A 19,860-nucleotide genomic window follows, 5' to 3' on the forward strand; every position below is an offset into this window, starting at 1 on the left:
AAACTGTCAAAACCCTTCGCTCAAGATCGACGGTTCCCGACGTGCGCCGCAATCTCGTTTGGGGCAAATCCGACAACTGACCCCGACTTGCGCCGCGTTCTCCGTCGGCCGCACGGTGTCTTCAACCGGCAGCACCAACATGACCGAACGGTAGACCGGCTCGGCTCCGAATTCCTCGGCCGGTTGGGGGGAGGCGATGGCGAAACATTCAAACTGGGCGGCGGTGCGGCCAAGCTGCACGACGCGCTTACGGATCGGCACCAGAGGACGGTTTAGCGCCGTGAACAAAGGCCAGAGCGGGCACGCCTCGCCATGGCGCGGCAGGGCAAAGCCCGGCGCAGGCTTATAGAAAAGAACGCCGCCCGAGGCGTCGCAGATCACCAGCCCTGCAGGACGTGCCAGCGTGCCTTCGGGCAGAAAGGCCAACCGTCGCAGCACCGTAACCAAATCCACCGAAAATGCTGCCGCGAGGGCCAGCGGGTCAGGATCTGATGCATCAAGCGCGGAGCGCACCTGATCCAACGGCATGGCCAGCGCATCGGCTGCGTAAAGTTCCAGCAAGCCCGAGGCTACGGCGTTGGCGGCGGAGGACTCGAGCCCATCCAGCAGCACATCGGTTAATTTCCCTCCGGCTTCGAGTTCCGGGAAATGATATCCCTGTTCAGCAAAAAAGGCCTCGACCGCATCAAGGGGGATGCCACGCAGATCGCGTTGCCCGTCACTGTCATCAAGATAGGCCACTAGCGCTTTGGAGCTTTCGGCCAGCCGCTCGGCATCCTGATGCAGGTTGCGATGGAAGCGGTCGCGCCATTCGGCCTCGATCTCTCCGGGTTCGGCCAGAATCGCGGCGGTTGAACGAATGGCGGCAGCGGTCGACAGCACCTCATGCATCGAAGCGGCCAGATGTGGGTCATGGGTCAAACGATCCGAAAGGGTTTCGACTGTACGTTCCAACGTCACTACGCGGCGATGCATCTGTGCCAGAACGCCGGACCAGCCAGGAAAACGCCCGGCAAATTCTTCAAGCCCGTCAACCTCGGCCTTCTGACCAACCGCATCTGCCGCTGCCTCGCGCAGTGCTGAGATGAGCGTATCTTCTATCCCTTGCGTCAGCAGCGATGGCTCCACTGACAAAACCGCCGCAATATCGACTAGAAGCTTACCACCAATGCGGCGGCGATTGTGTTCGATCAGGTTCAGATACGATGCCGAAATCCCCACCTTCCGCGCCAGTTCCGCCTGTCGCAACCCCGAGATTTGCCGCCTTTCGCGTATCCGGCTGCCGGTCAGGGTATCTCGCATCGTGTTTGTATCCTTGACGACTGGAAACAGATTTGCAGAATAACTGCATGATTTTTAACCCTTGGCGAAGAATTATCAAATAAGATTTACAACTTTGACAGCGACAACAGAAAGAAACCCACCCTTTCCCGCCGCCTGCTCTTCTAATTCAACGCAATACCCGTCACCATAAGGACATGAGCGATCCCGCCTTCGAATACGCACCAATCGGCCTAGTCGAGCTTGAGAACCGGATCATCCGGCGGTGCAATCTGCAATTTGCGCGGACCTTTGGCGGGGATGAAGCTGATTACCGCAACATGCCCTTGCTACATCTTTATCCCTCGGTTGCCGATTGGGAGCGGATAGGCGCACGCAGCCTGCAAGTGATGCGCGACACCGGGTACTATACGGATGAACGAGTTATGCGGAGGCGCGACGGGGACCTGTTTTGGTGCCGCGCACGAGGGCGGTCCCTTACGCCCGACGATCCGTTTCGTCACGGGATATGGAGCTTTTCGGATATCTCGGAAGAACGCCCGCTTGTGCAATTGACCACCCGCGAACGCGAAGTCGCCATCCTGTCCTGCCGCGGCCTGTCTGCAAAAGAAATCGGAGTGGAATTGGGGCTGAGTTATCGCACAATCGAGGCCTATCGCGCTCGTCTTCTAGAGAAATATGGCGCTCGAAAGCTGCCCGAGTTGGTGGCAAAATTGTCAGGGACGCCGCTGTAATTGCAGCGCCCCTCGAACTTGACGCGAAAACCCCTATTTAACGGGCTCAGTCGACGCTTTTCATGGGCGTCTGCATAGCTTATAACCCTGCGTAATCAGACCAAGCCCGCAGGGAACAGACGGGCCATAGGGGAACCTTCGAGGACACTCATGACAGATACCAAACACGAAGCGGATGTCGCGTTTATCAAGGCACTGGCCGAACTGCTGCGCGAGAATGACCTGACCGAATTGCAGGTCAAACGCGAATATGGCGATGACGACAGCCTGAATGTCCGCGTCAGCCGTATGTCGCAGACTGTTGCCGCTCCGGTTCAGGTGGCGGTTCCTGCGGCAGCACCCGCAGCCGCACCTGCCGCCGCACCTGCCCCCGCCGCCGAGGCGCCTGCTGCGATGGATGATCCCGCCAGCCACCCCGGCGCTGTGACCTCTCCCATGGTCGGCACCGTTTACATGCAGCCCGAACCGGGCGCGCCCGCGTTTATCTCGGTTGGTGCATCTGTCTCGGAAGGCGACACGCTGCTGATCGTCGAAGCAATGAAGACCATGAACCACATCCACGCGCCCAAATCGGGCACCATCAAGCGCATTCTGGTCGGCGATGGTGATGCCGTGGAATTCGGCACGCCTCTGGTCATCGTTGAGTAAGGCGGGCCCATGTTCGACAAAATCCTGATTGCCAACCGAGGCGAGATCGCCCTGCGTGTGATACGAGCCGCGCGCGAGATGGGGATCAAGACGGTTGCCGTCCATTCCACCGCCGACAGCGACGCGATGCATGTGCGTATGGCCGACGAATCGGTCTGCATCGGCCCCCCGCCCAGCCCGCAAAGCTATCTGTCCGTGCCCGCGATCATCTCGGCCTGTGAAATCACCGGCGCGCAGGCGATCCATCCCGGCTATGGCTTCCTCTCCGAAAATGCCGAGTTCGTTCAGATCGTCGAAGATCACGGCATCACCTTCATCGGCCCCACCGCAGAACATATTCGCGTCATGGGTGACAAGATCACCGCCAAGGACACGATGAAGGAACTGGGCGTGCCTTGCGTTCCCGGCTCCAATGGCGGCGTTCCCACCTTGGAAGATGCCAAGCGCATCGGCGAAGAGTTCGGCTATCCCGTCATCATCAAAGCCACCGCCGGTGGCGGCGGTCGCGGCATGAAAGTCGCGATGACCGCAGATGAGATGGAAAGCGCCTTCATGACCGCGCGCGCCGAAGGCAAAGCAGCCTTTGGCAATGACGAGGTCTATATCGAGAAATACCTGACGACGCCGCGCCACATCGAGATTCAAGTTTTCGGCGACGGCAAGGGCAAGGCGGTTCATCTGGGCGAGCGCGACTGCTCGCTGCAGCGTCGCCACCAGAAAGTGTTCGAAGAGGCCCCCGGCCCATGCATCACCCCGGAAGAACGAGCCAAGATCGGTAAGGTTTGCGCCGACGCGGTGGCAAAGATCAACTATATCGGCGCTGGCACCATCGAGTTCCTCTATGAGAATGGCGAGTTCTACTTCATCGAGATGAATACCCGTCTGCAGGTGGAACATCCGGTGACTGAAGGCATCTTTGGCGTCGATCTAGTGCGCGAGCAGATCCTTGTCGCCGCTGGTGAGGACATGTCGTTCGGTCAGGACGATTTGGAGATCAACGGCCACGCCATTGAGGTTCGTATCAACGCGGAAAAACTGCCGAACTTCTCGCCTTGCCCCGGCAAGATCACAGCCTATCACGCGCCGGGTGGTCTGGGCGTGCGGATGGATTCGGCGCTCTATGATGGCTACTCGATCCCGCCGTATTACGACTCGCTGATCGCAAAGCTGATCGTGCAGGGCCGTGACCGGGCCGAAGCGCTGGCGCGTCTGGAACGCGCGTTGGGAGAGCTAATCGTCGACGGCATCGACACCACCGTGCCGCTGTTCCACGCGCTGCTGCAGGAACCTGACTTGCATAGCGGTGACTATAACATCCACTGGCTGGAGCACTGGCTTGCGGAGAACATGGCCCAATAAGAAAACGGGATCAGAGGTCTACGGCCCTCTGGCCCCGGGGCACCCAGCATGAGCCTTTCCCCTAAACTTCTGCTGCATGGCTACTCCATCGGCATCTTTCCGATGGCCGAGCACCGCGATGACCCCGAGCTGTTCTGGGTTGATCCGAAGATTCGCGGCGTGTTCCCGCTGGATGGCTTTCACATCTCACGCAGTCTGGCGCGTCGCTTGCGGACGTGTGGGTTCACGATAAGCATCAATCGCGATTTTGCGGGCGTGGTGGATGGCTGCGCCGACCGATCGGAAACCTGGATCAATCCTGAACTGCGCCGCCTGTATCAGGAACTACATCGGGCCGGCCGCGCGCATTCCCTCGAAGTCCGGGAGGGTGCTTCGCTGGTTGGCGGGGTTTATGGTGTGGTTCTGGGCGCAGCCTTTTTTGGCGAAAGCATGTTTTCGCGCCGCACGGACGCATCGAAGATCGCACTTGCCTACCTGGTGGATCGGTTGCGCCAAACCGGGTTCACGCTGTTCGATACGCAGTTTCTGACCGCGCATCTGGCCTCATTGGGCGCGATCGAAATCCCGCGTGCAGTTTATCACAGCGAGTTGAAACAAGCGATTGATCTAAAAGCAGATTTCACCGCTGATCTGCAGCAGACACCTCAGGGTGTGATACAGCGGATCACCCAGACATCGTAACGCGCATGGTCCAGCGCGTTCAGCGCGGGCGAGGTCGCTATCATCCAGCCGTCAAATAGCTGCTGCGCCTTGCCCTGTTCCCAAATTGTCAGATAGGCAAAGGCGTCGCCCGTGGGGTTGTCAGCCGGGTAGCGGCAATCGCCCAGTGCAACGTCCAACCCGAATACGGTCGCCGTCTGTCCGTTCTGAACCTCGATATCCAAGGTCTGCCCGCTAACCTTATCCAGCCCGCGCAGCATGGCGCCCGGACCGGACTCTACCTTTTGCTGTGCAGCCGCAGCAGTCGCGGTGACCAGCAGCGCAGCGAGGGCCGCACGGATCATTCGCTGCCGTCCCCTGCCACAAACTTGACCAACAATGAGATCAGGCTGACCGCGCCCTGCGTGTCCTCGATCTCATCACCCGGCTCAAAATAGAACGGAGAGCCGCCGGGCATCACCTCAACAAAATTGCCTCCCAGCAAACCTTCTGAGGAAATCACAACTGCGCTGTCATCCGGGATCAAAATGCCATCCGCCACGGAAAATTGTGTATCGGCACGGTAGGTGTCAGAATTCAATGTAACGCCCGTTACTGTACCGATTTTCACACCGGCTAGGCGCACATCGGTTCCAACGCCGACACCTTCAAGAGAACGAAAAGACGCGCCCAACTCGTATCCTGCGCTGGACTGGGACAGGCCAGTGGACTGGCTGGCATAGACGCCAAAAGCAATGGCGCAGGCCAGCACGGCACCGCCGACAATAACTTCGGTCTTGGTATGAGCTGACATTGCTTATTCCGGGCTCCACGCCTCGTAGTCCGAGCGCTCTACCGGATCAGCACGACGCAGCGATCCTGCCGGAGCATAGGCCAGCGCGGTTCCCGTCAGGTTTTCCTGATGCGGTTTCTCCCAGGATTTGTGAGCCAGAGGTTTGTCGGTTGGCGGTTCATCCCAAGTGCGATGCAGCCATCCATGCCAATCAGGGTCGATCCGGCTGGCCTCGGCCTCACCATTGAAGATCACCCAACGTTTGCTGTCGTCTGCGTTACGATAGAACACGTTGCCTTCATCGTCTTCACCGACCTTGATCCCTTTGCGCGCAGTGTAGAACTGCGTGTTCAGGGTGGCTCCGTTCCACCAGGTCACGGCCCGCAAAAGACTGTTCAGGATTCCCATCGGCTGCCTCCGGCATTTCTGTCCCCGAAGATATGGACCAAAGGCACGCTGAGGTCCAGTGCCACCGGGCTTGCCTGCGTCATTCCGGCAGAATAGCGGTAACCTCAATTTCGATCCGATACTTCGGATCGATCAACCCGCATTCAATCATCGTGGCTGCAGGAGGGTTCGCGCCAAACGTCTCGGCCAAAACAGGCCAGCAAGGCTCGAACTCGGTGCGATCCGGCAACATATATGTGACGCGCACGACGTCTGAGAATGATGAGCCAGCCTCGATAAGCGCATTTTCGATAATCGACAGAGCTGAGCGACATTGGTCAACCACCGTGTCCCCCTGACTTACAGTCCCTGCGACATGAACCCAGCCTCTAGTGACAACTGCGCGGCAATAGCCAGCCTTGGCTTCGAATTCGCCGTTGGATGATATCCGTTTGATTGCCATGATCGCCTACTAAAATTGCCTCAATGACCTCAGAGCCGATTCAATGCGAGGCTCTGCGTCGCGCTCCGAAGTATTAATAGCCAGATGAAGAGCGGACCCCTGCTTCATCTGGCTATCAATACTTCGGGGAAGTCGCCCAATGGCTACGGGGGCAGAACTCCCGAACCAGCGCCGCGGGCAATCAGCCTCGGCTCAACCAGCGGAAGCAGATTCAGCTGTATCAGCGTAGATGATCAGTGGTTGCGAATCCGACGTTACCGCTTCCTCATTGACTACGACTTCGGTCACGTTCTTCATGCCCGGCAGTTCGAACATTGTATCCAGCAGGATGTCTTCGAGGATCGAACGCAGACCACGCGCACCGGTTTTGCGCTCGATCGCTTTTTTCGCAATCGCTTTCAGCGCGTCATCGGTAAAGCCCAGTTCGGCGTCTTCCAATTCGAACAGGCGCTGGTATTGCTTGACCAAAGCGTTCTTGGGGCTGGTCAGGATGGTAACCAGCGCATCTTCGTCCAGATCTTCGAGCGTTGCCAGAACCGGCAGACGGCCAACAAATTCAGGGATCAGGCCAAACTTCAGCAGATCCTCGGGTTCAAGATCCTTGAAGATCTCGCCCACACCGCGTTCGTCATTGTCGCGGACATCAGCCCCAAAGCCCATAGCCGAGCCTTTGCCACGTTGCGCAATAATCTTGTCGAGGCCTGCAAATGCACCACCACAGATAAACAGGATATTTGTGGTATCCACCTGCAAGAATTCCTGCTGAGGATGCTTACGGCCACCCTGCGGCGGAACGCTGGCCACGGTGCCTTCCATCAGCTTCAGCAGCGCCTGCTGGACGCCCTCACCCGAGACATCGCGAGTGATCGATGGATTCTCGGACTTGCGCGTAATCTTGTCGACTTCGTCGATATAGACGATGCCGCGCTGTGCGCGTTCGACATTGTATTCGCTGGCTTGCAGCAGCTTGAGAATGATGTTTTCGACATCCTCACCCACGTAGCCGGCTTCCGTCAGTGTGGTTGCGTCCGCCATCGTAAAGGGCACGTCCAGAATCCGTGCCAGCGTTTGCGCCAGCAAGGTCTTTCCGCAACCGGTGGGACCGATCAACAGGATGTTGGATTTGGCAAGCTCGATATCACTGCCCGCTTTCTGGGCATGATTCAGACGTTTGTAGTGGTTGTGGACCGCAACTGAAAGCACCCGCTTGGCGGTGGCCTGACCGATCACGTAATCGTCCAACACTTCGCAGATATCCTTGGGCGTTGGCACGCCGTCCGAGGATTTCAGGCCGCTGGCCTTGGTCTCTTCACGGATGATGTCCATGCACAGCTCGACACATTCGTCGCAGATGAACACGGTCGGGCCTGCGATCAGCTTACGCACCTCATGCTGGCTTTTGCCGCAAAAGCTGCAATAGAGCGTGTTCTTGCCGTCACCGCCTGAATTCGTCGCCATGCTTTACCCCTCGGGCTCCGTCTCAGCAGCCCATCTCGGGGCCGCGCTTGCCGTATATGCCTGCAGCTTAGGCCAGCCCTCTGGCAGCTACAATCTCAAAATCAATCCTCACGCCTGACGCGCGCGGATTTGAACCTAGGCGTCGTCGCCGTCCATTTTGGCGCGGTTCTCGACGATCTCGTCGATGTGACCCCACTCCTTGGCCTCTTCCGGGCTCATGAAATTGTCGCGATCCAGAGCCTTTTCAACCGCCTTTTTTGTCTGTCCTGTATGGCGCACATAGATATCATACAGGCGATCCTTGAGTTTTTGCGTCTCGGCCGCGTGGATCATGATATCGCTGGCCTGACCCTGATATCCACCGCTGGGCTGATGCACCATGATCCGGCTGTTGGGCAGAGAAAACCGCATTCCCTTCTCGCCACCAGCCAAAAGAACGGACCCCATCGAAGCCGCCTGACCGATCACCAATGTAGAACATTTCGGCTTGATATACTGCATTGTGTCGTAAATCGACAAACCGCTGGTGACCACGCCACCGGGCGAATTGATGTAAATCGAGATTTCCTTGTTCGGGTTTTCAGCCTCGAGATGCAGCAGCTGAGCGACGACCAGATGGCTCATTCCATCGTGGATCGGTCCGTTGATGAAAATAATTCGCTCTTTCAGAAGGCGCGAGAAAATATCATACGCGCGTTCGCCCCGGCTGGTCTGCTCGACGACCATGGGGACGAGAGTGTTCATATATGTTTCAACTGGATCGAACATTCGGAACCTGCCTGCTTTGCGATGGATCGGGACTTTACCCGAAGAAGAGTTACCCGAGTCTTAGTGCTGCTGTTGGGGGGCTGCAAGGGGGGCTGAGCGTTCCGAGGAATTCCTTCGGTTTCCGAAACTCCTCCACGAGAGGTCTGGCAAACCGACAGGAATATACCATATAACATCACGTTATTTTGATCCGTGCATATAGTGATACATGCCTCGTAGTTGTACCAATTGCACTTTCAACCTAGTAACTTCAGACAATCTCGAACTTGGGCGAATATAATCGAGGAACACGATCATGGCTTTGCCGCAAATGACCGAAGATATGTCACAGTCCGAACTTGAGCGGATGGTTGAAAACGCAACCCGCGCGTCGAATTTTCTCAAGGCGATCAGCCACGAAGGGCGTTTAATGATCCTGTGCCACCTTGTTTCCGGCGAGAAATCCGTGACCGAGTTAGAGCGGCTGCTGTCGGCCCGGCAGGCGGCCGTCTCACAGCAATTGTCACGCCTCAGATTGGAGGGGCTTGTCGTTCCCAGACGGGAGGGCAAGACAATCTACTACCGATTAGCGGACGAAAGACCCGCGCGGATACTTGAGGTGGTGTACGAGCTGTTCTGTAGTCCGGAAGCAGGCTAATTCCTGTAAATCTGGCTAAAATCCAAGGTGTAACTGGAAACGGGCCCAAGGCCTTCTCCGTAGTCTTGAGGTCGTATTTACGCGCCGTTCGCTATACGAGCGATGTAAGCGAAGGAGCCTTTGAAATCTGTGGCTCTGATACATAAAAGCTGCTACCCAATTCGAAACAATCACTTATGGAGCAATCGATGATCCGAGCAATTCTAATTGGCCTGGCCCTATTCACACTTACCGCTTGCGAAACCGCAAAGGGTGCGGGCAAAGACATCGAAAATGCAGGCGATGCTATCCAGAACGCGGCTGAGGACGTTCAGGAAAACATCTGATTACGACGGGATGTTGCGGTTTAGCAACGCCTAATCCGCAATATGTAGTTGCCAGACCCAAACAACAGGCGTAGTGTCGTCCGCACAGGTGCATAGACGCGGCATTGCATTTCTGACACTTCTACGGGGTTCTTTTGCGCAAGCAAAAGAACCCCGTTCCGTTCCGGAGGTTTGTGCGTGGTAGCCTGTATGAACCTTAAGTTCTAAAAAAGGAAAAGGCGCCAGGTGCTCAGACGCGGTCTTTGCATGCATCCTTACGGACACTCCTGACGCCTTGCCGGTTCGAACCGCCCGAGGGGCGTCCCGATCCAGTTGCCTCTGCCCCCGAAGAGGCATTGGCGACTGCCACACGCGCTATGTCGCGTCGCAGCCCGCGCAGACCTTCTGAGAAGCCGACCACCTAATCCGAACCGAAGCCCAGTTTATCTGATCCACTACCGGTAAACCATTGCAACCAAGAACAAATCCTAAAACCTGCCTTTGTCGCCGTGGCCCCCTTGGCCTTTGCGTCCAACCCCTGTTCCGAAGATCAGAAGCCGTATCCAGACTTTTGCATCAGGACCCTGTTCGGGCAAGAAAATAGCACTGCAGCATGAAAATTAGACGGGGATAAACTGTTGATATCCGGCGGGAGATAAATGTGGATAACCCGAGAATTTGCGTCATGACACAGGCTTGGACGCAGACAAATTAAAAAGCGTGCTACGAGCCAGATATCACCCAGTTTCTGCACTTGCGAAGGTTCTGAGCGTTGTTCTTAGGGTGCAGTACCAAAGGAATCGGTATTCTGAACCCAGATTTTTCGAATCGAAGAACCAATGATTCCCTAGCGCACGTGACAATTCCATTCACTTGCGATCCTCAGGACGAGTTGGCATGCCGGATTAACGTAACCCCATCTGATTGCGCGCAAACGCATTGGTGAAATCACTTCTTCCGAAATCGGCCAAGTGTTCACCATTTCTAATGCACTTTTGGGCAGCCCCGTATTGCGCAAATACTTTTTGTATTCTGTAAACTGATGCGCATGGCACCTGTTTCGCATTGGGATCCGACACGAGTAGGCATTCACTTGAACTGCCACCAATCGCCAATGTCACAAAAGTGCCAAAAACACGGCGGTGCATCGGCGTTTCATGTTAAGACCGAAACGTCATAGGCTGTGAAATGGGCTGCAAACGGAGGAACCAATCATTATACGAACAATCGTACTCGCGTTTGTGGCAAGCGTCATTGCAAGCCCTTCTTTTGCGACGTTTCTTGTGTCCTGTGAAGCACCTGATGAGTCAGGCGTTGCGGTAGCATTTGGCTTTGGAGCCGTACCCGGCCTTGCGATTGTCAGCGCGACTATCCACGCGGATGGACAGGACTGGAGCATGACAGAGATAGAAGGTGCGCTGCCCCTTGTTTTGGCACAGGGGGCTGCGGAGAACACGCACACATTGCTGGATTTCGCCGATCCTGAGTTTGACCGCATTGTTGCATCAGTGCGGCTGATAACGGCTGTTGAAGGCGACGACCAAATCACCGTTGGCACGCTCAAGATCCCGGAGGTCGGGGTCTTTCCGCTGGTCTGCGAAGGACCATGACCCACATCTTCGCTAGAAACGTGTGGGCGGGCACAGGGAGAAACCAATGCCCCCGACCTAGTGAACGAACATCCAGTAATAGCTTCATTTTCCGTTTTTTAGCGATCTCAGCCCACACCTGGCCTATAGATATGAGGTTAACTCCCGGGACATGTTCAGAAGTGGCATTTTCTAGCTACATTCCAGACTACACCAGCCCGGCAACCTTCTAGTGGCCGCGCCACCGCAGGAGACAGTCGCATGATCCAAGAAATACATCGACCCGGAGATCCAGTAGCTGACATTCTCTTCAATTGGCTTCCATTTCTTGGGGTGGTTGCGCTCGGCGTAGTAGGATTGGTCATCACCGCGCGGGGCTATCGGCACTATTTGAATTCGACATATTTGAAGCGAGCCGGTCGACCTGGGCAGGCGCGTGTGACCGACAAGTGGGTCAAGAAGGGCCACGTTGGTCGCGACGAACGGAAACGCACGAAACCTTCGAAACGTCACTTTTTGCGCTTCCAACTTTTGGATGACCCGCGCGCATTTTCCCTAAAAGAAGTTGCTCCGATAGACCTTTGGAACGCGGTCGAGGTCGGCGACATGGTCGACGTGCTCTATCACCCGCAGCGGCGCTTGATGCGCCTTGCTGCCTGGACGAACTACAGCGGGACAAACGCAGGTGCAGCCCAGATGGCAATTGGTGCGATCATGCTGTCAGCAGCCGTCGCTTCTGTTGCAGAAGGCGCAGTCTCGGCTTTGCGAAGTCCTGAGCAGCGTATTGCTGGCGAAACTTGGGTTCGTAGCAAGGCAGAGGTTTTGAACATGGGCAAGCCCGCGGATCCGTATCTGCGCATGTTTGCTCCAGGGTCCCGGATGATCCGCGTCGTGTTCGGAGATACCCATGGAGGCGCATTCTTAGGGAATGAGCGCACTATCCATGTGACCCCAGCAGAAATCCGCATATACGACATCGAAGAAGACGCGATCCTAGTTGCCTGGATGGACCCGGAGAATGAATTCAATGCTGTTCTGGACCTTGAGCAGCGTGACACAGATTTTCGTTGATTGTTTTGGATCGAATTGTACGGCGACAAATACACTCAGATGGTGGGTTTGTCCCGGATTGTGTCATTGATCGCGGTTGCAAAGAAAGTGCAGTCTTGATTCTGAAAAAGTCGAAGTACTGAATAACCAAATTTACAACGCGTGCATCGACATCGCTTTGTGTCTACCGCATATGAAAACATGCTGCGACAGCGCTCTCTGAATTTCAAAAGTCTAGAAGCTCCGCGAGTTGCGCGTTGATGATTGATCTGATGCAGCGTTGTCGATGAATGTCGGCAATGTGGGCTGCGACCGTAGCATACGAATTGGCTGGTGAATGTTTCTTTTCGGCCGTGTGACCGGGTGTTAAATTCGATATTAAAGTTATTTTGAATAATACATAATGATGAAAAGAGCCGCATGAGAACTTGGTTTTTAAAAAAGGGCTCAGCCGTAACTCGGATTGCTAAATCCTGCTTTTCTGAACGTTCTAAACAGCGTTTTCGCCACCTCCCTCATTCATTTTGCCATGTACTTTCTCCCTGAACCGTTGCGCGATGATGTAAAGGGGCGGGATGACAAATATGCCCACAAGAGCAGCTGCGATCATCCCTCCGAAAACCGGTGTGCCGACACCTCTGCGAGCGAGCATGGAGGCACCGTCGGCCACAACCAGCGGGTAGAGCCCGGCAATGAATGCAAAGCTGGTCATCATCACTGCCCGAAAACGTGCGCGGGCACCCTGAATGGCGGCATCCGCAGCGCTCAGGCCCTGCCGGTATCGATCCATCGCAAATTCGACGATCAAAATCGCATTCTTGGCGGCAAGCGCTATCAGGACCACCAATCCGATCTGGGCATAGAGGTTGTTCTGGAGACCCAGCAACAGCAGCGCACCCAACGCGCCGCACACCGCAAAGGTGACCGAGAAAAGGACCGCAAGCGGTATCGTCCAACTCTCGTAAAGCGCAACAAGGAAGAGATATGCGAACAGCAAAGCAAGCCCCAGAACAATAGGTGTCTTTCCGGCGGCCTCAATCTCTTGCTGCGCGGTTCCGGTCCAATCGTAGCTGTAGCCTTCTGGCAGAGTCTGGGCTGCAATTTCTTCCATCGCCGCGATGGCCTCGCCCATTGATACGCCCGGAGACGGTCCACCGTTTATGGTGACGGCCCGAAAATTATTGTAGCGGGCGAGCAATTGCGGACCCAGAATGAGTTCTACCTTCGCCACGGCGCGCACTGGCACCATATCTCCATCGTGATTTCGGACATGAATGCGAGCAATATCTCCGACATTGGCCCGGTATTTCTCATCTGCTTGTAAGTTGACCTGCCACGTCCGACCGAACAGGTTCATGTCATTCACGTGATACCCGCCCAAAGTGACCTGCATCGCCCGGAACAGGTCGTCGACGTTCACGCCAAGCGTCTGCAGCCTTTTACGATCGAGATCGAGATTCAGTTTTGGCGACTGCGCAGAGAATGTTGTGTAGACGCCCGACAACCGGGGGTCGGCGTTGGCGGTTGTGATGAACCCCGCCGCAGTTGCACCAAGATCTAAAACGCTGTCGCCATGCAAGTCCAAAAGCTCGAACTCGAACCCGGCACCAGTGCCCAGACCAAGGATCGGGGGCAGATTGAATGGAAAGGCAATGGCGTCTTCCAAACCGGCAAACTCGCGCCGAACATGCCGGATCGAGGATCTTACGGATAACGCCGGATCGGTTCGATCTTCAAACGGTTGCATGATGGCGATGCCAAACCCGCTGTTCGATTTGTTCAGGCCATCGACAAAGCTAAAGCCCGTGACCGTCATGACATCCTGCACGCCGGGCGCGGATTTGATGATGGTCGAGACGTCTTCCATAACTTTGGATGTGCGATTGATCGAGGACCCCTCGGGCAGCGCGACCTCAACGAAGTAAGCCCCTTGATCTTCGACCGGTAGGAAACCGGACGGCGCTGTCTTGAACAGCCAGCCCGCACCGAAAAGTGCAAAACCAAGCAGCAAAACAGCCAGAATTACTCGACGGGCGAGAATTGAGACCGCATAGGCATAGCCGTCGCGCGCGTTGTCTATTCGGCGAGATAGCCAGGCAAGCGGTCCGCGTTTTGGGGCGCTATCCCGGCGCAACAGCACCGCACACAAAGCCGGGCTGAGTGTCAGGGCGTTCAGCGCTGAAATCAGCATCGAAAAGGAAACTGCCACCGCGAATTGTTGGAACATCGTTCCTGTAATGCCGGGAATGAATGCAACCGGCACAAACACCGAAAGCAGCACACAGGTTATTGCCAGAATGGGGGCTGTAATCTGTTTCATGGCCTCGCCGGTGGCTTCGGCCACGGTCATCTCGGGGTTTTCACCCATGATCTTTTCGACGTTTTCGATCACCACGATCGCATCATCCACGACGATGCCAATCGCAAGCACCAGTGCCAGCAACGAAACTGTGTTGAGTGAAAACCCCAAAGCGAGAATGAACGCCAGCGCACCAATAAGCGAAACCGGAACCGCGATGAGCGGGATTAGCGCCATCCGCAGGTTGCCCAGAAACAAGAAGACCACGATCACCACCAGGGCAAACGCTTGTACCAGAGTTTTCACAACTTCATCGATACTGGCGCGGACGAAGGTCACAGAGTTGTAGGGCACACTCCAGTTAACCCCATCGGGGAAAGCGCTCTGTAATCCTGTCAGCGCCTTTTTTATGGATTCTGACGTGTCCAGGGCATTTGCGCCCGGCTCAAGGTAGACACCGATCATTGCGGCCGGCTTATTGTCAAACGAGGAAAAGGAGTCCCGGGTTTTCGCCCCAAGGTCCACCCGTGCGATGTCACTGATCAAAACAAAAGAGCCGTCTGGAAGTGCCCGCACGACAATCTCTTCGAACTCGGCGACGGTGCTCAACCGACCTTGCGTCTGGATACTCAGCTGAAAGGTCGGGTCATTTGTCATCGGCTGCGCACCGACGCGCCCCACCGCTGCCTGAACGTTTTGCGCATTAAGGGCGGCGATCACATCGTCGACGGTCACCGAAAGACTTGTCATCTTGTCGATGTCGAGCCAGATGCGCATCGAGTAGTCAAGCGCTCCGAACAGCGTCGCATCCCCTACACCGGGTGATCTTTTGATGCTGTCCAGAACGTTGATTGTTGCAAAATTCGACAGGAACAAGTCGTCGTTCTTCGGGTCGTCCGAGGTAATGGCCACGACCTGCAACAGAGCCGAGGACTTCTTTTTGGTGTTGACGCCCGCGCGTGTGACCTCTTCGGGCAATGCGGACATGGCCAGGCTGACACGGTTCTGCACATTGACAGCGTTAATATCAGGGTCTGTTCCAGGCTCGAAAGTAACCTGCAGGTTATAGCTGCCATCCGAACCGCTCGTCGATTTCATATAGAGCATGTCGCTGACCCCAATCACCTGTTCTTCGATGATCTGGGCAACGGTCGACTCGACCACTTCTGCCCCGGCCCCAGGGTAACTGGTAGTAACCTGAACCTGTGGCGGCACGATGTCGGGCAGCTGCTCCACCGGCAGCTGCGTAATGGAGATCAACCCGGCCAGCGTAATCACCACCGAGATGACAATTGCAAATCTGGGGCGGCGGATAAACAGTTGCGAGATCATGGGATCAGTTTCCGCTGGTGGCTGACGATGTGCTCTGGGGTGTGGAGATACTGACCTCGACGCCCGCATGAACGCGCTGAACGCCGTCGGTGACAACCTGGTCCCCTTCGGTCAGACCGCTCGAAATGACGGCTTCGGCCCCTTCGGTCCGTCCCAATTGAATCGGCTTCTTTTCAACCTTGTCGTCGCTTCCGACCGTGAAGACAAAGTAACCCGACTGATCTTTTTGCAAAGCCTTGGCGGGGATCACCAGCGATTTGTCCTGCGTGGGATCTGTGACAAGAACCCGCACCAGCTGATTATCAATGAGTGACCCATCCGCATTAGGAAAAGACCCCCGGACCAGAACGGTATCCGTGCCCGACTGCACCTGCGTGTCAGCCACTTCAATGCTGCCTGTTTCACCGTATGTCGTGCCATCGGCAAGAATCAGCTGCAGTTTCAGCGGTTCAGAGTCCGACGCCTTGGCACGGCGGGCGCGAAACTCAAGCAGTTCGGCTTCGGTTACCGGGAAGGTTACATTGATGGGATCGATGCTGGACAGCGACAACAGGGTTCCACCCTCTGGGCTGACGAATGCGCCCACGGACAAGTCCGTCAGTCCGATCCTGCCATCAAAGGGCGCGGTTATCTTTGTATAAGACAGGTCAAGCTGAGCGTTTTGGAGGCTGCCCTGTAGTTCCAGCACATGCCCATCCGCCTCACCTTGCTGCGCTTCCGCTTTCTGAACGACAGCCTGAGGTGTGTCGCCTTTGGCGTATAGCTTTTGCTGTCGATCAAGCTCGATATCGGCAATTTTCTTTCCCGCTTGTGCCGCTTGGATTTGTCCTTGAATTTCCGTGACGGTCGCCTCGTAGGAATCCGGTTCGATCTCGATCAGGACATCCGCCGCTTTAACGCTTGAGCCGTCCTTGAAATTAATGGACTTCACAAATCCAGGTACGCGCGCGATCAGGTCGACACGATCCAACGCCTCGATCCGGCCAGTGAACACTTCGGTCAAAGATACCGGTTTCATCTCTGCCGACGTCACGGTCACCTTAGGCTTCGTTTGGCTGTCCTGCGCAATGACAACAGAAGGGTTCAGACCAAAGTTCAAAATCACTGCGGTGACTAACAGCCTTACTGACAAATTACATCCTCCAGAAGAGTTTCGTCTGTGCTCTCGTCGAAACCAAGGTAACGTAATGCTGTTGAAAATCCAGCAATCACATTGAGTGCATTTTCCACCGACTCAACCAATTGGAAGTCTTTGCAAATTAAGCAAGGCGCCTTGGTCTCATAATGCTGTCGCCAATACGTCGAGACTTTTGAGCAATCTATGAGTTCAATAAGTTTCTGATCCCGCAGGCGCAGCGAATGTCAGGAGAGAGGGCTGCAACTGCAGCATGGCAATGGTATGACGAACGTCCGAATAGGCCATTCCAAGAAATTCATGCTCCTCGCAAAAGCCAGTCGCTGTCTCTGGCGGTGAAGTGTGTTCTAAGGCGTAATTCCAGAACAGCAAAATCTGCCTCGCGAAGGTACTCCGACGCGTCATCTGCCGATTTAAAGAACTGTGCATTGTCTTTGAACATTCGGTCATTGCTCGTGGGAAAATACTTGTCGGCGTTCTCTGCCATGGCGTTTCGACGCGTACGGTCGTTTGCATAAACTCAAAAGGTGTTGGGAAATCATCTTTTGACAACGCGCTACTCACATTTCTTGGTTTTGCATTGAGACCGCAGCCTCAACCGAACCGTGTTCAGACGGTATGGCAATCTCTGGCAATCAAAGTTGGTGCAACTAATGCTTCGGGTGGAAGAAACTCTAATCTGAATGACTGCTTTCCAAGATTCGCATCTGGATTTCGCATCCACAGTGAATGTCTGCTCCCAGCCCAACCTTTCAAGCAAATTGAATTAGTCAACGTCCCAAGTATTGGGCTTTGGCAGCTGAAGTCCTCCATTTGAGACAATGGCAAACTTATGAGCTCGAAATGGCAATCCCTAGGGCCAAAATGGCAATACTATGGGTACGTGTAAAATGACCCATAGTTTGCCCATTTGACCTCATGTAACTCATTGTTTTTACTATGACCCATATTTGAATGTTACTCTTTGGCGTCCATAAAATACACATAGCATGTACATTAAATCTAAGTACTATTTGTCATGAAATTTGAGCCCTCAGTTTGAGCTGATGGTTGTTTTGATGCCTTACGGCCCACGAAGTCGCCCTCTCGCATCACTGAAAATCAAAGACCAACTGCTGTGAGGCATTCAGCAGCCTGATTTTTCGCCCCATTGATGCTTCAGCTTTCAAAGTAACTTCGGCAGCAGCACGTGCATCTTCTCCGGCATCATGGTGCTTGAATTGAAGCCCTAACACCTCTTTAAGATTGGCCAGACCATGCCCACCATTGCCCCGCAACTCCGGCCAGGCTTGGCGAGCGATGGCAACGCTGTTTGACCATACCGATTTCAACACTTGAAGTCCTGCAAGTCGGCACGCTGCATCAAAGGTTTTCTCATCGAAACGGCTATGTTGAATAAGCGGATATGCTTCAAGAACCGGACGCAGGTCAGGCAATACTTCTGCAAATTCGGGGGAGTTTTTGACCGTTGCAGCATCAATCCCATGCAACCGCGTATTGCCTGCGGCGAATGGCGTGCGGGGATCGATATAGGTGCTGTAAGTCGCAATTGAGTTGTCAAACCCAACAAAAGCGAGGCCAATTTGACAGATGCTCGCGATATCGTACCCGGCAGTCTCGACGTCCACAGCTATGAACCTGAGATTGTCGCTCAGTGGTTCGACCTGATTGAAACAGGTTGGTAAAGACAAAGATGTAGCATTGACCATGAGAACGATTTTCACACGCTTACTGACTGATGCAAAGCTCGACCAGCAGCTGAGCAAAGCAGCCAGGCTTCTTTTCCAGACCACGCAGCACATGATAGCAGTCATTGGTACAGGTTGTAGCGAACAGCGGAAGAGAGCCCACACCGGACCTCTTGATTTTGTGCTGCGCACGCTCGCAGCATGAATTTCTCTGCACACGCGCATTTATTGGTGACGCATCGCGGCGAGAAAACCGGCCATTCAATCAGATTGAACTTCGTTCCTGATCCCGGACACCGGGGCAAACTACCCGTGCCCAGGAAAGGCGCATGGAATGGGACAATCGAGACGGGCGTTCATAGATGAGTTCAAACCCGCAGGGTTCTAGGCCGGCCCATATCGCCGCGATCATTTTCAGCCCGCAACCAGTCCAGGAATGCCTCGGCCCCTTGAGACATCTGCCGATCCGTGAAAACGACAAAGTAACCCGCGTTCTCAACTCTGATGTCAGACAATCTGACAAGCGTTCCATCGCCAAATTCCGGCGCGACCAGATCATCCCACAGGGCGATCCCCTGGCCATCCACCACCGCCTGAACGCGGCTGTTGGAATCCGGGATGGTCAGGCTGGACCGGCTGGGGGCGTAAGGTAGCCCTGCTGCTGCGTGCCAGGCCTTCCACCCCGCATCGCCGGAGCTGTCCCCCAAGAGCGGAAGCTGCCTGACCGCCTCGGCCAGTCCAAGCTGCCTTACCTGCTCTGCGACTGCGCGGTTGGCAGTTGGAACGGCAGGCAGGGACAGAAGAAGTTCGCTTTTGTGACCCTTCCAGCCGCCTATTCCCCAGAGGACAGCCATGTCCACCCTGACGCTCTTCAGCATGTCCATAGAACTGATGGGTTCGATCCGCAGGCTGATACCGGGATTGGCCTCGAAAAAGCGAGTTAGCCTTGGCGATAACCACCGCGACGAGAAGTAGGTCAGTGCGCCAACGGTCACGGCACCTGAGGCCGAGCCGCGCAGGTCTTCGATTTCACGGTCGATCTGGCTCAGGGCCGTTTGGGACACATGCCACAACCTGCGCCCTTCTTCGGTCAGTTCCAGTTTTGCGTGCACCCGCTCGAACAGGCGAAAGCCGAGTTCGGCTTCAAGCTTGCCCACCTGGTAACTGATCGACCCTTTTGACTGATGCACCTCGTCCGCCGCCTTGGTCATCGACAGATTGCGGGCAACGGCATCAAAGGTCTTGAGGGCATCATAAGAACGAAAGCGCATGGGTATTGTCTAATTTTTTCGAAC

At 55.3% G+C, this 19,860-nt stretch carries 20 protein-coding genes; 8 read left to right on the forward strand and 12 right to left on the reverse strand.

What is annotated here, in order from left to right:
- Positions 1 to 6: 6 nt before the first annotated feature.
- Positions 7 to 1,302, reverse strand: a complete 1,296-nt coding sequence (locus G7G_RS0120070; protein WP_010443259.1) for a helix-turn-helix transcriptional regulator — start codon at positions 1,300 to 1,302, stop codon at positions 7 to 9.
- A gap of 176 nt (positions 1,303 to 1,478) precedes the next feature.
- Between G7G_RS0120070 and G7G_RS0120075 the strand changes: the two genes are divergently transcribed.
- The 4 genes from G7G_RS0120075 (at position 1,479) to aat (ending at position 4,703) form a co-directional block, all read left to right on the forward strand.
- Positions 1,479 to 2,015: a helix-turn-helix domain-containing protein gene (locus G7G_RS0120075; protein WP_010443260.1), complete on the forward strand. Its 537-nt coding sequence runs from the start codon at positions 1,479 to 1,481 to the stop codon at positions 2,013 to 2,015.
- A gap of 150 nt (positions 2,016 to 2,165) precedes the next feature.
- Positions 2,166 to 2,663, forward strand: a complete 498-nt coding sequence (gene accB / locus G7G_RS0120080; RefSeq protein WP_010443261.1) for an acetyl-CoA carboxylase biotin carboxyl carrier protein — start codon at positions 2,166 to 2,168, stop codon at positions 2,661 to 2,663.
- Between the two features lie 9 nt (positions 2,664 to 2,672).
- Positions 2,673 to 4,022, forward strand: a complete 1,350-nt coding sequence (gene accC / locus G7G_RS0120085; protein ID WP_010443262.1) for an acetyl-CoA carboxylase biotin carboxylase subunit — start codon at positions 2,673 to 2,675, stop codon at positions 4,020 to 4,022.
- 48 nt (positions 4,023 to 4,070) lie between these two features.
- Positions 4,071 to 4,703 (forward strand): leucyl/phenylalanyl-tRNA--protein transferase, encoded by a 633-nt coding sequence (gene aat / locus G7G_RS0120090; protein WP_010443263.1) that lies wholly within the window; start codon positions 4,071 to 4,073, stop codon positions 4,701 to 4,703.
- Here aat and G7G_RS0120095 read toward each other — a convergent pair.
- The 6 genes from G7G_RS0120095 to G7G_RS0120120 form a co-directional block, all read right to left on the reverse strand.
- Positions 4,667 to 5,026, reverse strand: coding sequence for a DUF2155 domain-containing protein (locus tag G7G_RS0120095; protein WP_010443264.1), 360 nt, complete (start codon positions 5,024 to 5,026; stop codon positions 4,667 to 4,669). The two genes, aat and G7G_RS0120095, sit on opposite strands and share 37 nt — an antisense overlap.
- The gene (gene mlaD, locus G7G_RS0120100; RefSeq protein ID WP_010443265.1) at positions 5,023 to 5,475 is read right to left on the reverse strand and encodes an outer membrane lipid asymmetry maintenance protein MlaD; all 453 of its coding nucleotides are present in this window, start codon (positions 5,473 to 5,475) and stop codon (positions 5,023 to 5,025) included. The genes G7G_RS0120095 and mlaD overlap by 4 nt, the downstream gene beginning before the upstream one ends.
- Positions 5,476 to 5,478: 3 nt before the next feature.
- On the reverse strand, positions 5,479 to 5,862 hold the full coding sequence (locus G7G_RS0120105) for an NADH:ubiquinone oxidoreductase subunit NDUFA12 (RefSeq protein ID WP_010443266.1): 384 nt from the start codon (positions 5,860 to 5,862) through the stop codon (positions 5,479 to 5,481).
- 79 nt (positions 5,863 to 5,941) lie between these two features.
- Positions 5,942 to 6,304 carry a RidA family protein gene (locus G7G_RS0120110; protein ID WP_010443267.1) on the reverse strand — a complete coding sequence of 121 codons (363 nt, stop codon included), beginning with the start codon at positions 6,302 to 6,304 and terminating at the stop codon, positions 5,942 to 5,944.
- A gap of 192 nt (positions 6,305 to 6,496) precedes the next feature.
- Positions 6,497 to 7,762: an ATP-dependent Clp protease ATP-binding subunit ClpX gene (gene clpX, locus G7G_RS0120115; RefSeq protein ID WP_010443268.1), complete on the reverse strand. Its 1,266-nt coding sequence runs from the start codon at positions 7,760 to 7,762 to the stop codon at positions 6,497 to 6,499.
- Between the two features lie 135 nt (positions 7,763 to 7,897).
- A complete protein-coding gene (locus tag G7G_RS0120120) occupies positions 7,898 to 8,530 on the reverse strand; it encodes an ATP-dependent Clp protease proteolytic subunit (RefSeq protein ID WP_010443269.1) in 633 nt (210 codons plus the stop codon).
- Between the two features lie 295 nt (positions 8,531 to 8,825).
- Between G7G_RS0120120 and G7G_RS0120125 the strand changes: the two genes are divergently transcribed.
- From G7G_RS0120125 to G7G_RS0120140, 4 genes are all read left to right on the forward strand, one after another.
- Positions 8,826 to 9,167: an ArsR/SmtB family transcription factor gene (locus tag G7G_RS0120125; RefSeq protein ID WP_010443270.1), complete on the forward strand. Its 342-nt coding sequence runs from the start codon at positions 8,826 to 8,828 to the stop codon at positions 9,165 to 9,167.
- A 188-nt stretch (positions 9,168 to 9,355) separates the two neighbouring features.
- Complete coding sequence (locus tag G7G_RS24050; RefSeq protein ID WP_010443271.1) at positions 9,356 to 9,493, forward strand: entericidin A/B family lipoprotein; 138 nt, start codon at positions 9,356 to 9,358, stop codon at positions 9,491 to 9,493.
- A 1,262-nt stretch (positions 9,494 to 10,755) separates the two neighbouring features.
- On the forward strand, positions 10,756 to 11,082 hold the full coding sequence (locus G7G_RS0120135; RefSeq protein WP_139056632.1) for a hypothetical protein: 327 nt from the start codon (positions 10,756 to 10,758) through the stop codon (positions 11,080 to 11,082).
- Positions 11,083 to 11,322: 240 nt separating this feature from the next.
- Positions 11,323 to 12,132, forward strand: a complete 810-nt coding sequence (locus tag G7G_RS0120140) for a hypothetical protein (RefSeq protein ID WP_010443273.1) — start codon at positions 11,323 to 11,325, stop codon at positions 12,130 to 12,132.
- A 469-nt stretch (positions 12,133 to 12,601) separates the two neighbouring features.
- Here G7G_RS0120140 and G7G_RS0120150 read toward each other — a convergent pair whose 3' ends face one another.
- The 5 genes from G7G_RS0120150 to G7G_RS0120175 form a co-directional block, all read right to left on the reverse strand.
- Positions 12,602 to 15,742, reverse strand: a complete 3,141-nt coding sequence (locus tag G7G_RS0120150) for an efflux RND transporter permease subunit (protein WP_010443274.1) — start codon at positions 15,740 to 15,742, stop codon at positions 12,602 to 12,604.
- A 4-nt stretch (positions 15,743 to 15,746) separates the two neighbouring features.
- The gene (locus tag G7G_RS0120155) at positions 15,747 to 16,874 is read right to left on the reverse strand and encodes an efflux RND transporter periplasmic adaptor subunit (RefSeq protein WP_010443275.1); all 1,128 of its coding nucleotides are present in this window, start codon (positions 16,872 to 16,874) and stop codon (positions 15,747 to 15,749) included.
- Positions 16,875 to 17,175: 301 nt separating this feature from the next.
- Positions 17,176 to 17,364: a hypothetical protein gene (locus tag G7G_RS0120160; protein ID WP_010443277.1), complete on the reverse strand. Its 189-nt coding sequence runs from the start codon at positions 17,362 to 17,364 to the stop codon at positions 17,176 to 17,178.
- Positions 17,365 to 17,968: 604 nt separating this feature from the next.
- Positions 17,969 to 18,586: a 3'-5' exonuclease gene (locus tag G7G_RS0120165; RefSeq protein WP_010443278.1), complete on the reverse strand. Its 618-nt coding sequence runs from the start codon at positions 18,584 to 18,586 to the stop codon at positions 17,969 to 17,971.
- A gap of 347 nt (positions 18,587 to 18,933) precedes the next feature.
- Positions 18,934 to 19,836: a LysR substrate-binding domain-containing protein gene (locus G7G_RS0120175; protein WP_010443280.1), complete on the reverse strand. Its 903-nt coding sequence runs from the start codon at positions 19,834 to 19,836 to the stop codon at positions 18,934 to 18,936.
- Positions 19,837 to 19,860: the final 24 nt, after the last annotated feature.

The sequence above is a fragment of the Ruegeria conchae genome (genome assembly GCF_000192475.1).
In the GTDB taxonomy this organism is placed as follows: Bacteria; Pseudomonadota; Alphaproteobacteria; order Rhodobacterales; family Rhodobacteraceae; genus Ruegeria; species Ruegeria conchae.